The sequence below is a fragment of the Bradyrhizobium sp. WBOS07 genome (assembly GCF_024585165.1).
GTDB lineage: Bacteria > Pseudomonadota > Alphaproteobacteria > Rhizobiales > Xanthobacteraceae > Bradyrhizobium > Bradyrhizobium japonicum_B.
Map to the genome: position 1 here is coordinate 6,394,656 of NZ_CP029008.1, position 12,666 is coordinate 6,407,321.

A 12,666-nucleotide genomic window follows, 5' to 3' on the forward strand; every position below is an offset into this window, starting at 1 on the left:
CATGGGGTTGTTTTCGCACTTTTGATGTGGTGTGAGCGGGCGCCGGAGGCTGAACTCGGCAGCCGCTGTGATCTACCTCGCGCCGATGCTGCCATCATCGTCGGCTGCATTGGCCAGTTGCACCGCGGAGCCGGGGATCTGGATCGACGCGGCGAAGTGAGCGGAAGCATCCATGTATCTCGGCATCGATCTCGGCACCTCCGCAGTCAAGACCGTTCTCGTCGACGACGCCCAGCGCGTGATTGCAAGCGCGAGCCGGCCGCTGACGATCGCCTCACCACGGCCGGGTCATTCCGAGCAGGATCCCGCGCAATGGATCGAGGCGACCTTCGCCACGCTGGATGCGCTGAAGGCGAGCCATGCCGGCGCACTGGCGGCGGTCGAAGGCATCGGGCTGTCCGGCCAGATGCACGGCGCTGTGCTGCTCGATGCGAGCTTACGTCCCTTGCGGCCTTGCATCCTCTGGAACGACGGACGCGCCGCGGCGGAGTGCCGTATCCTGGAGCAACGCTGGCCCGCCTTGCGTGCGGTGACGGGCAACAAGGCGATGCCCGGGTTCACCGCGCCAAAGCTGCTCTGGATCGCGACCCATGAGCCCGAGATCTTTGCGGCGACGAAGATCGTGCTGCTGCCAAAGGCGTATTTGCGCCTGGTGCTGTCGGGCGAGGCCGTCGAGGACGTCTCGGATGCATCGGGATCGCTATGGCTCGATGCCGCGCGCCGGGACTGGTCGGACGCCGCATTGGCTGCGACCGGGCTGACGCGCGAGCACATGCCGCGTCTGGTCGAGGGCTGCACGCCCGCCGCAAGGCTGCGCGCCGAGCTCGCGCGGCGCTGGGGCATGTTGAGGCAGCCCGTGATCGCGGGCGGTGCCGGCGACAATCCGGCGGGCGCCGTCGGCATCGGTGCGGTCGAGCCGGGAACCGCGTTCGTGACTTTGGGAACATCGGGTGCGTTGCTGGCGCCGACCGCCACGATCGCCGCCAATCCGGACCGCGCGGTGCATACGTTCTGCCACGCCATTCCCGGCATGTGGATTCAGGCCGGCGCGATCCTGTCGGCTGCCTCTTGCCTCGCCTGGGCCGCGCGCCTGTTCGGCGTCACCGAGGCCGAGTTGCTGGCTCCGCTGGGATCGCGCCCGCAGGCGCCGTCGCCGGTGAGCTTCCTGCCGTATCTTGCGGGCGAGCGGACGCCGCACGACGATCCCGCCGTGCGCGGCATGCTCGATGGCTTGAGCCATGGCACCGATCGCACCGCGATCGTGCAGGCGGTGCTCGAAGGCGTTGCCTTCGCGCTGGCCGATTGCCGCGACGCGCTCGCGGATGCCGGCATCGTGATTGCGGAAGCCGACGCCATCGGCGGCGGATCGCGCTCGCCATTCTGGCTCTCGGTGCTCGCGAACGTGCTGAATGTTCCGATCCATCGCTTTGCCGGCGGCGAGACCGGCGCGGCGTTCGGTGCGGCGAGATTGGGGCGGCTTGCTGTCACGGGTGAGGCAATCGCCGCCGTGTGCACGCGGCCGCAACGCATCGAGACGTTCGAACCTGACGCCGGGCTGACGGATGCCTACGCCGAGCGGCTTCCCGCCTGGCGCGAACTGTATCGGCCGCGCCACTAACGCCGCCGCGATGTTGCGTTCGCTCGTGTTCAGCCTTGCCCTGCGTCGCGGCCTTTTGTTTAATGCGTGAACCGCGCTGACAAGAACGACTAAGACAACGCATTGTGCGCGGGAGGCACGATGAACGATCCGATCCTCGAGATGCGCGGGGTGTCAAAATCTTTCTTTGGCATCAAAGCACTGCGTAGCGTCGATCTCACCGTCTACGCCGGCGAGATTCACGCCTTGATGGGCGAGAACGGCGCCGGCAAGTCGACGCTGATGAAGATCCTGTCCGGCGCCTACAAGCCTGATCCCGGCGGCGAGATACGCATCGAAGGACAACCGGTCCGGATCGAAGGTCCGCTCGGCGGCCGCGCGGCGGGCATCTCCATCATCTATCAGGAGCTGTCGCTGGCGCCCAATCTCAGCGTCGCGGAGAATATCTATCTCGGACGGGAAATCTCGCGTTCAGGACTGCTGGCGCGCGGGGAGATGCGCGAGGGCGTCGGTCCGATTTTGAAGCGGCTGGGCGCAGACTTCCTGCCGTCGACGCTGGTGGCGCATCTGTCCATGGGCCAGCGGCAACTGGTCGAGATCGCGCGTGCGCTGCACGCCAGATCGAAAATTCTGATCATGGACGAGCCGACCACCGCGTTGTCGGCCGGCGAGACTGCGCGGCTGTTCGCGCTGATCCGTCAGCTTCGGGCGGAGGGGCTTGCCATCATCTACATCTCGCATCGCATGGACGAGGTCTACGCGCTCGGCGACCGCGTCACCGTGCTGCGCGACGGCCGGCTGGTCGGATCGCTCGACAAGCCCGAGATCCGTGCCGACACCATCGTGCGGCTGATGGTCGGGCGCGACGTCTCGTCGTTCTACAAGAAGGATCATGATCCCGACGCGGGGCGCGGACATCCCGTGCTTGCTGCGATCGACATGGCCGACGGCCGGCGCGTCAAGGGCTGCTCGCTCACCGTGCATGCAGGCGAGGTGGTCGGGCTCGCCGGCCTGATCGGCGCCGGCCGCACCGAGCTTGCCCATCTCATCATCGGCGCGCTGCCAAAGACTTCCGGCCGGCTCGAGCTGGAGGGACGTCCGGTCGAGATCCGTACCCCCGGCGCGGCCCTCGAGGCGGGCATCGCCTATCTGACCGAGGACCGCAAGGCGCTCGGCCTGTTCCTGGATATGTCGTGTCTGGACAACATCAACCTCGCGGTGCTCGGCCGCGACGCCAAGCTCGGCTGGTTCCTGGATCGCGACAAGGCGCGCGAGCGCGCCGACAGGGCCTTCGCAGGCCTCAGCATCCGCGCCGCCAATGTCGGCGTCCCCGCCGGTGGCCTGTCCGGCGGCAATCAGCAGAAGCTGCTGTTGTCGCGGCTTCTCGCCATCGCACCGAAGGTCCTGATCCTCGACGAGCCGACCCGTGGTGTCGACGTCGGCGCCAAATCCGAGATCTATTCGATCATCGACAATCTGGCCAAGGCCGGCACCGCCATCCTCGTCATCTCGTCCGATCTGCCCGAGATCATCGGCATCTGCGACCGCGTCGTCGTCATGCGGGCCGGCCACATCGCCGGCGAGGTGAGGCGCGGACCCAATTCGCCGCTGACACAAGAGGACATCATGGCGCTTGCCACGGGGATGGAGCATCTCGATGCCTGACAACGATGCTGCGGAGGTCCAGTCCGCCCCGACGGCGATTAACGGTGGTGCCGCCGAGACAAAGCGCCAGCGGGTGAGGGTGCTGATCAGCGCGCTCGGCATGCTGCCGGTGCTGTTGATCCTCTGCATTGGCTTCCATTTCCTGTCCGAGGGACGCTTCTTCACCGGACAGAATCTCGGCATCGTGCTGCAGCAGGCCGCAGTGAACACCGTGCTCGCCGCAGGCATGACCTTCGTCATCCTCACCGGCGGCATCGATCTCTCGGTCGGCTCGATCCTGGCGGCCTCCGCGATGGCCGGATTGACCTTGTCCAAGCTGCCGGAGCTTGGCGTGCTGTGGCTGCCGGCCGCGCTGCTCACCGGCCTTATCTTCGGTGTCGTCAACGGCGCGCTGATCGCGCTGCTCCGCCTGCCGCCTTTCATCGTCACGCTCGGCTCCCTCACGGCGGTGCGCGGCCTCGCGCGACTGCTCGGGGCCGATACCACCGTGTTCAATCCGTCCATTCCCTACGCCTTCATCGGCAACGGCTCGCTGACGCTCGTTCCCGGCGTCGCGTCGATCCCGTGGCTCTCGGTGATCGCCTTGCTCGTCATCCTGGTCTCGTGGCTGGTGCTGCGCCGGACCGTGCTCGGCGTGCACATCTACGCGGTGGGCGGCAACGAGAGCGCGGCGCGGCTCGCGGGCATCAAGGTCTGGGCCGTGCTGATCTTCGTCTATGGCATCTCCGGACTGTTCGCCGGGCTCGGCGGCGCCATGCAGGCGGCGCGGCTCTACGCCGCCAACGGCCTGCAGCTCGGCCAGTCCTACGAGCTCGATGCGATCACCGCCGTGATCCTGGGCGGCACCTCGTTCGTCGGCGGCATCGGCTCGATCTGGGGGACGCTGGTGGGCGCGCTGATCATCGCGGTGCTGTCCAACGGCCTCATCCTCGTCGGTGTCTCCGACATCTGGCAATATGTCATCAAGGGCCTCGTGATCATCGGCGCCGTGGCGCTCGATCGTTATCGGCTGCAAGGCTCCGCCAGAACTTAAATGGCTCCGCCAGAACTTGAAAGGCTCCGCCAGAACCTGAAAGCTCCCGTCGCGGCAACTGGTCTGCCGTGCCGGGAAAAAAGACAGACCAGGGAGGAAGTCCATGTTGAAGACGATCATGCTCGCCGGCGCCGCGACGGCGCTTGTTCTCAGCACCGCGCCGTCCTCGGCCAAGGAGCTTAAGTCGATCGGCGTCTCGCTAGGGTCGATGGGTAACCCGTTCTTTGTGGCGTTGTCGAAGGGCGCCGAGTTCGAGGCAAAGAAGACCAATCCCAACGTGAAGATCACCACGGTCGGCTTCGAATACGATCTCGGCAAGCAGGTCACCCAGATCGACAATTTCATCGCCGCCGGCGTCGATCTGATCCTGCTCAATCCCGGCGATCCCAAGGCGATCGGGCCGGCGATCAAGAAGGCGCAAGCCGCGGGCATCGTCGTCGTTGCGGTCGATACCGCGGCCGAAGGCGCCGATGCCACCGTGACCACGAACAACGTGCAGGCCGGCGAGATCTCCTGCCAGTACATCGTCGACAAGCTCGGCGGCAAGGGCGACGTCATCATCGAGAACGGGCCGCAGGTCTCCGCCGTGATCGACCGCGTCGTCGGCTGCAAGAACGTCTTGTCGAAGAATCCGGGCATCAAGGTGCTGTCCAGCGACCAGGACGGCAAAGGCTCGCGCGAAGGCGGCCTCACCGTCGCGCAGGGCTATCTGACCCGCTTCCCCAAGATCGACGCCATCTTCGCCATCAACGACCCGCAGGCGATCGGCACCGACCTTGCGGCGCGCCAGCAAAACCGCAGCGGCATCATCATCACCGCGGTCGACGGCGCGCCCGATATCGAGGCCGCGCTGAAGGATCCGCAGTCGCCGCAGATCCAGGCCTCGGCTTCGCAGGACCCGTTCTTCATGGCGCGGCGGGCCGTGCAGGTCGGCGTCGGTATCCTCAATGGCCAGAAGCCGGCCTCCACCGTCGAGCTCTTGCCGTCCAAGCTCGTGACCAGGGACAACGTCGCTCAGTACAAGGGCTGGACCTCGGATCGTTCGCAGTAAGCGCCGCCCCTGTTGACGTGCAGACGACGAGACAGCGGGCGGTGTGCTTGATGCACGCCGCCCGTATCGTGATAGCTGACACGCGCTGATCCGCGTCAGCGCGCGGCGGACGGATTGGCTCGCGCGGGCAACGCGGTCGACGGAGACTTGCTCGCAAGAGCGCGGGTCTTGGGTTGGACGCGCGAGCCGTCGATCACCTCGAGCCGGCCGCAGCGGTTCAGGGTGTGAAGCTTCCTGCCGGGCCACGCCGGTCCGGGCTTCAGGGAATGGCGCACGGTCTGCCTGAAGGCCGTCGGCGACAGTTCGACCACTTCCGCCAGCGCGAGCGCCGCGCCGTATCCGTCGGCGCAGTTCTGGACCGGGCGCCACAATTTGTCGTTGATGGTGACGAAATTCCCTGCCGGCCGCGTGCTCGCGCGGTCGATCAGGACCGGATTGCTGGCATGCGGCAGCCAGGGGCCCAGGAGGTGCTCCGCGTAATAGATCGCCAGCGAATCCGAGTAGCCGCCGGTGCCGTCGCGCCAGGCGCCGAACAGATAATGCAGGCCGTTGTGCTGCGTGATCGTCGCGTCGGCCAGCTCGAGACCGGACAGCAGCGTCGCGTGCCGCTCCCATTTGTCTGGGAAGCGCACGCATTTGTAGAGGGCGACGTCGCCGTGGGTCGAGCTCTCCGGGATCATCCACAAGGCGCCGTCGTGTTCGATCAGAAACGGATAGGAGAGATGCCAGGGCTCCTCCAGCACCGGCACGGCCTCGCCGACCGGTCCGTTGTCATCGAACTCGACCGCCGAAATGATGCCTTTTCCGACGCGGTGATCGAGGTCCTCGAAGAAGACGAATGTTCGTCCCTGCCATGTGATCGGAAAGGGATCGGCGTAGAAGTGGTTTCCGGGATCCTTGAGAACGTTCCAGCCCGGACCTGAGAGATCTCCGGTCTGCCAGACCCCCGCGCCGTCGTTGAAGCGCCATCCGACATGCCAATGCGGGGCATAGCAGCAGAGACGATAGATCTCCTTGGCGATCGATACGGCGAGGCCGCGCACGACATAGGCCGTCGGCTGCCGGCCGACGCCTGCTCCGGCGGGGCGCGCCAGTTGCGGCACGATGCGCGGCCGTCCCGACAGGATCGCCGCCACCATGGTCAGGGTTCGCGCCATGACGGTTTCGAGCGCGCCGCTGAGGCCCGCGGCAATTTCGCCGGATGGATGGCCGCGATCGACGACCGAGCCGTCGACCTCGTTGATGATCTCGATCACCGGCAGGTCGCCGGCCAGAATGGCGGCGAGCGCGGCATTCTCGCCTGCAACTCCGTTGAACAGCGGACGGAGATACAGCCGGGCGGCGCTGCCGGGATCGCGCGCGCCGCCGGTGAAATCGACGATCACGTCGGCGGTCTCGGTATGAGCCTGCGTCGGCTGCGGAATGACGTCGAGCCTGTTGGCGCCGCTGGGCTTACCTCTGTGCAACACCACGCGTTCGAGCTCGAAAAGGGTGTCGAGGCCTGCGGGCCGCGGCTCGGCATTTGCCGTCCACGCGATTTGAACCGGAACATCGCGGCCGTCGATCGACAGCGTCTCGCGGCTCATCCACTGCCGCGCGTAGTCCCGTTCACAGCGAAACTCGATGATCATGTCGAGCCGATCTATCCAAGGTTTCAGGTCAAATGACCTCGTCGAGAATACGAACGTATTCCTCCACCATGGCATCTACCGAATAGCGCAGCCTCAGGCCTTTGGCGTTTTGTCGCAGCGCCTCGCGCAAATCTTGGTCCGTCAGCAGACTGGAGACGGCCGCCGCGAGCTTTGTGTGCTCGGAGGCATCGACGAAGAGCGCAGTCGGCTTGCCTTCGTAGGACAGCACTTCGCGCAGGACGGGAAGATCGGTCACGACGGAGGGAACACCGGCGTTGGCAGCCTCGACCGCGGCCAAGCCGAAGGTTTCGGCCTGTGTCGGGAACACGAACACGTCGAGACAGGCGAGGAAGTCCGCCATCCGGCTGGGGGGAATCTCGCCGAGCAGATGCAGCCTGTCGGAGACCTTCAGTTCATCCGCCAGCAGCTTCAGCCGGGCCTCGTCGGCGCCCTGGCCGGCGAGGGCGAGATGCCAGGACGGCTGATCCGGCAACAGACGTATCGCCAGGTCGAGCCGCTTGTGCGGATGCAGCCTCGCGGCGCAGCCGAGCAGGACGCGATCACCCGGCAGATTGAATGTCTGCCGTGCAGCGTCCTTCGACAGGGTGAGGGCCTTGTCGTCGAAGCCGTGCGGCACGTGCACCATGCGCGATCGGTAGGCTGCGGGGTAACGCGAATATTCGCGCTCCATGTCCTTCGAATTGAGCGTGATGCGGTCGAAGAAGCCGAGGCTGCCCATGACGATGTCGGCGGTGCGGACCGGCCGGCTCATGGCCAGCGCGGATGAAACCTGATTGGCGACGACAGGGGCGCGGCTGACGAGGCGCGTCATGCCGGCGCCGATGACGTTGCCGAAATGCTGGAACGTCAGGACGGCGTCGGGCCTGATGGTCCTGATGTGACGGCCGAGCGTCCACAGCATCCGGAGCAGCGCGACCGGATTGCCCGGCCGGCTCGGCGCGCAATAGAGCGTGTCGGGCGGCTCGTCGAACGAATCGGATTTACGGAAGAAGAACAGGTTGGTGACGCGGTAGCCGCGCGCGGTCAGTCCGGCGCCGAGCAGCCTGGAGATCTCCTGCGCGCCGGCGTTCTCGGCCTGGGTTTGCGCGAGCAGCACGTGCGGCTTTGGTCCGACATGGTTCGACCGCGCGGGTGCGGTCGCAGTCGGCTCGCCCAAGTCCTTGTTCGGCTGATAGTGCAGCACGGCTCCCGATCCGCTCAAGAAACGAAATCTTCACCTTCTTAACTCCGTACCTATCATGCGGGCATCGCGCGAACACCGGCTAGCCGCAAACGGAGTTAATGCGAGGCGCGACCGCCGACATCGATCACGCAGTTATTTCGCTGGTTCCCGGACGCTGCGCCGCAAGCGCGTTAACCAATCGATCTTGCGCGGCGCCGATGCGTGAACGCGAGCTAGTCGCCGGAGTCGGCGCCGCGAACGGCATAGTTGCCGCGTTTGATGGCGCTGAATCGCAACAGCACCAGAATTGAGGGATCGACCCCTGAGCGCCGACGGCAGATCACGTTCAGGGCAATGGTCGCGAGCGTCAGCGACACCGTGGCGGAAATCGCCGCGCCAAGCAGGCCGAGCCAGGGAATGAGGACGAGAAATCCCACGAGCCGCAGTGCGACGTTCGCGGCCACGACGGGAACATAGATTCGTTCGTGGCCTGTCAGCTGCAGGATCGCAGCGGCGGGGCCGCCCGCGGCCTGGATGGCGGTTCCGATCGCAAGCACGATCAAGACGGAATGCTGTTCGGTGAAATGGGGGCCGAACAAATTGAGGAGATGGGTGCCGCCGATCCAGACCGTGGCGAGTCCGGCGGCCACGCACAGCGCGGTCACCTCCGCCATCAACCGCAGGGTCCGCTCGAACTCCCGATGATTCTTGCTGAAGTACAGCGAGGGCAGCCGACGCGCGCCGAACGTGTACAGCGCCGCGGAGACCATGGCGAAGATGTTGGCGAGGCGCGAGGCGGCAAAGTAGATGCCGGCCGTCGTGGAATCCAGCATCCAGTAAACCAAGATGACGTCGAAATACTGGTTGGCGACCTCGAGGATGGATGCGATCCAGAAGTGCAGGGCGCTGGACCTCCAGCGCGACGTTTCCGAGCGTGCCGGCGTGCCGCGCAGATCCGGCAGCACACGGACGACCGAAATGATCTGCGACGCCAGGCTGACCGACATGGCAATGGTCATCACAGCGAACAACTCGGCGGGATCGAGTTGCCGGTGTGCGAGCAGCACGGCGAGCAGGAAGGCCACGACGATGGCCCGCCAGAAGAACTCGCGATTTCCTTCGCCCATGAGAATGCTGACCAGCGAGCGTGCGACCTGGCTGCCGAGCATTATGCCGGCATTCACGGCCGTATAGGCCGACACCGCCAGGATGAGCACCCACCAATCGCCCCTCATGTGCGCTGCAATGGCAATGCCGGCGATCACGATCAGCATGGCGATCGAGGTGATCTTGAAGCTCGACAGCAGGACGCCTTTGGTGAGATCCAGCCTGCCGCCGACCTGGTACTCGTTCAGAAAGCGCACCAGCAGCGATTCCTGGCCGACCAGTCCCACTACCGCGGCGATCTGGGCCACCGAAAGCCAGGTCGCGAAAATGCCGAAGCCATCGGGCGACATCGTTCGTGCCGCCAGCGAGAACAGCGCAAACGCAAGTGCGCCGCTGCCAACCTTCAGGAGGATGGTTCCGACCACACCGCGCGTGACGTCACGCCGCAACAATTGAAGGATGGATTCGATCATGGAAGTTTAAGGAGCTGCTCTCTCCTGAGAGGACGTGTTCGGACGCCGACGGCAATCTAGCATGCGGAAAAACCGCGAGTGTTAATGGGTGGCAAGCGGGATCTTGCCGGCGACATCAACCTCTTGGTTCCAATTGCTTCACTGTGAAACATCGCCGTCCTCGTTGTCTCAAATAGAGCAGGCCTGACCGGACCGAATGAAGGCGTAGCGCCTTATCGACGGCCGATAACGGCGAGATCGGTCGTTCGAATGCGGGTTGGCCCGCCCGCGTTTCCCGACGCCCGAAGTTACGGGAATCCCGAGCAAGAGGCGTGCCGGCCATCGTCGCGACAGCCGGCTCGCAGCTCCGTTAACCTCGATAGCGAGAAATGATCGCGTTTGGTCCTGCGATGCGACATCAGGCCGGAGAATTGCACGTGCGACTTTAGTTGACCGTGGGAGCCTTGGATCATGACGGCGGACAGAACCGGGACCGAGCCGATCGCCAAAGCCGGCACTTCGAGGATCGATGCCGACATCGCGATCGTCGGCGGCGGCCTTGCGGGATCGCTTGCGGCGGCCGTGCTGGCGCGGGCAGGGCACCGCATTGCCCTGATCGACAAGCGCGCGATCTATCCGGACGAATTCCGGGTCGAGAAGATCGGCGGGCATCAATTGGCGATGCTCCGCAAGCTGGGCTTCCTCGACGCGCTTGAGAATGTTGCCTGTCGATATGATCAGGTGCTCAATATCCGGGAAGGCAAGGTGGTCGATGTCAGCGTCGGTCAGGCCTACGGCTTTCCCTATGCTGATCTCGTGGCCATGGCGCGCAGCCAGATGCCCGATCCGTCCGGCCTGATCGTCGACGAGGTTACTGCGATCAGTTGCAGCGACGACGTCCAGCATCTCGAACTGGCCTCCGGACGGCGCGTGACCGCGCGCCTCGTCGTTCTCGCCACAGGCATGTCGGAAGCTGTCGCTTACAAGCTCGGGATCAGACGGCGCGTGCTGGCCGAGCGCCATTCGGTGTCGTTCGGCTTCACGATCGTCCGCCAGGACGGTCGCCCGTTCGATTTCGAGGCGCTGACCTGCTACGGCGAGCGCACGGCGGACGGCATCGACTATCTCAGCCTGTTTCCCGTCCGCGCCGGCATGCGGGCCAATCTCTTCATGTTCCGCGACCCGACCGATCCGATCATGCGCGAGCTGCGTCGCGAGCCGGAGGCGACGGTCTTGCGCCTGCTGCCGGGATTGCGGCCCTATCTCGGCGATTTCCGCGTCATCGGCCGGGTCCAGAACTGGGTGATGGATCTGACCGTCGTCGAGGGACACCTGCAGCCTGGCGTCGTGCTCATCGGCGATGCATTCCAGACCAATTGTCCTGCCGCCGGCACCGGCGTCGCGCGCCTGCTGGTGGACGTCGATCGTCTGTGCACCGAATATGCGCCGCGATGGCTCATGACATCAGGCATGGGCCAGGAGAAGATTTCGCAGTTCTATTCCGATCGCGACAAGATCGCGGCGGACCAGCAGTCGCTGAAGATGGCGCGCTTCCGCCAGGCCCTGACGTCCCGCGACGATATCGGCTGGGATGTCCGGCGCCGGTTGCACTTCCTGCGCCGCAGCCTTGCACATCGTGTCGATCAGATGCATCCGGGCTGGCTCGGGCGCGTTCGCGGCGCGCTGCGCGCCTGAGTCTTGTGGCCCTTTGTCTGCCGACGGATCAGCGCGTGGGCGTCGGCGTGCGGGCGGGCAGGAGCCGCAAGTCCGCTAGCCGCTTCGCCGCCAGCTTGAGCCATGGCGCCTGCTTCAGCGCGAACAGGGCGATGGCGCCTGCCGGGCTGCCGGCCTGCGTGACCGCCCACATCGGCGACGGCTGTCCGCCGAACAATTTCTTGTATGGCTCGTCACCAATGGTGAAATCGAGCATCTGGTCGCCGCGCTCGATACAATCCCGCGCCACCTGCTCGAACATCTGTGCGCCGATCGACTGGCTCTTGTACCCGGCAATGTCGAAGGCGCTCATGATGACGAGGAAGCTGCCCCGATGGCACAGTCCGAGCACAGCAGCAATCACTTCGCCGTCCATCTTCATGGCGTAGAGGCGCACGAAGCTGCCGAGGCTACGAAGAGCGACGTCGGAATAGAAGCCGAAATATTCGGGGCGCTGAAGCAGGTCGCCGTCGCCTTGTGCCTGAAAGCGCGGACCGCGAAACTTCTTCATCACCTCCAGTGCCTCGAGCACGGAGGCGCCGTCGGTGCAGCATGAGAAGCTCAGCGCGCCTTTCTTCTGAAGCTGGCGATATTTCTTTGCAAGCTCCTTCTGATAGGAGCGATCAATCGCGCTGGCCCGCCATTGCTCGAACGGTGCGACGAGAACCGTCGCGTAGGCATTGGTGTCCATCGACACGCGGCGCGACGCAGCCAGGAGTTTTTCGATCGGAAGCCGCGCGTCGGGCAGCTTGGTCATGCGCAGCAGATCGAAAGGGCGAACCAGGCGCCGAATCTCCGCGCATGCCTCCGCGTCGTCGAGCAGTTGCGAGAACACCTCCGGGCTGCAAACCGGTGCCAGATAATCGGAGACGCGCAAATCGGCAAACTCGACCGTTCGGATCGGCCCGCGCCGGATCCGCAGCAGTGGCAGCACCATCGCAAGCGCCCCCGTCGCGCGCGTGCGGACCACGACGACCAGCGCTGTCGCGCCGGCATCCGAGGCGAGCTTGGTGTAGAGGCTGTGCAGCCAGACCGGATGCTGGAACGCGGTCGCGGCCGAGCGATCGAACAGCTCGGCATATTCCGGTGACAGAAAGTCGAACGATTGCTCGATGACGATGTCGAACGTGTTGCTAGGCTTGTTCATGCGCAATCAAGGACACCGGGCAATTCGCGAAGATCGATCGAACCGTCGCTGCGCTATATAGCAGGCTCGTTACGGGCGAGACACCAG

General features: G+C 65.1%; 9 protein-coding genes. 5 read left to right on the forward strand and 4 right to left on the reverse strand.

What is annotated here, in order from left to right; genetic code table 11:
* Window positions 1-172 precede the first annotated feature (172 nt).
* The 4 genes from xylB to DCM79_RS30220 all read left to right on the forward strand — a co-directional run bounded on the left by xylB (window position 173) and on the right by DCM79_RS30220 (window position 5,346).
* A complete protein-coding gene (gene xylB / locus DCM79_RS30205; RefSeq protein WP_257177687.1) occupies window positions 173-1,618 on the forward strand; it encodes a xylulokinase in 1,446 nt (481 codons plus the stop codon).
* Window positions 1,619-1,738: 120 nt separating this feature from the next.
* Entirely contained in the window at window positions 1,739-3,262 is a 1,524-nt protein-coding gene (locus DCM79_RS30210) for a sugar ABC transporter ATP-binding protein (RefSeq protein WP_257177688.1), read from the forward strand.
* A complete protein-coding gene (locus DCM79_RS30215) occupies window positions 3,255-4,295 on the forward strand; it encodes a ribose ABC transporter permease (RefSeq protein ID WP_257177689.1) in 1,041 nt (346 codons plus the stop codon). Before DCM79_RS30210 ends, DCM79_RS30215 begins: the two co-directional genes overlap by 8 nt.
* Before the next feature lie 103 nt (window positions 4,296-4,398).
* Window positions 4,399-5,346, forward strand: coding sequence for an ABC transporter substrate-binding protein (locus tag DCM79_RS30220; RefSeq protein ID WP_028135580.1), 948 nt, complete (start codon window positions 4,399-4,401; stop codon window positions 5,344-5,346).
* Window positions 5,347-5,441: 95 nt separating this feature from the next.
* Here the strand turns inward: DCM79_RS30220 and DCM79_RS30225 are convergent, their stop codons facing one another.
* From DCM79_RS30225 to DCM79_RS30235, 3 genes are all read right to left on the reverse strand, one after another.
* Window positions 5,442-6,977 carry a hypothetical protein gene (locus DCM79_RS30225; RefSeq protein ID WP_257177690.1) on the reverse strand — a complete coding sequence of 512 codons (1,536 nt, stop codon included), beginning with the start codon at window positions 6,975-6,977 and terminating at the stop codon, window positions 5,442-5,444.
* A 28-nt stretch (window positions 6,978-7,005) separates the two neighbouring features.
* Window positions 7,006-8,181, reverse strand: a complete 1,176-nt coding sequence (locus DCM79_RS30230; protein WP_257180894.1) for a glycosyltransferase family 4 protein — start codon at window positions 8,179-8,181, stop codon at window positions 7,006-7,008.
* Window positions 8,182-8,393: 212 nt separating this feature from the next.
* Window positions 8,394-9,740 carry a lipopolysaccharide biosynthesis protein gene (locus tag DCM79_RS30235; RefSeq protein WP_257177691.1) on the reverse strand — a complete coding sequence of 449 codons (1,347 nt, stop codon included), beginning with the start codon at window positions 9,738-9,740 and terminating at the stop codon, window positions 8,394-8,396.
* A 450-nt stretch (window positions 9,741-10,190) separates the two neighbouring features.
* Here DCM79_RS30235 and DCM79_RS30240 point away from each other — a divergent pair, with 450 nt between their 5' ends.
* On the forward strand, window positions 10,191-11,414 hold the full coding sequence (locus tag DCM79_RS30240; RefSeq protein WP_257177692.1) for an NAD(P)/FAD-dependent oxidoreductase: 1,224 nt from the start codon (window positions 10,191-10,193) through the stop codon (window positions 11,412-11,414).
* Window positions 11,415-11,442: 28 nt separating this feature from the next.
* Here DCM79_RS30240 and DCM79_RS30245 read toward each other — a convergent pair whose 3' ends face one another.
* Complete coding sequence (locus tag DCM79_RS30245) at window positions 11,443-12,579, reverse strand: GNAT family N-acetyltransferase (protein ID WP_257177693.1); 1,137 nt, start codon at window positions 12,577-12,579, stop codon at window positions 11,443-11,445.
* Window positions 12,580-12,666: the final 87 nt, after the last annotated feature.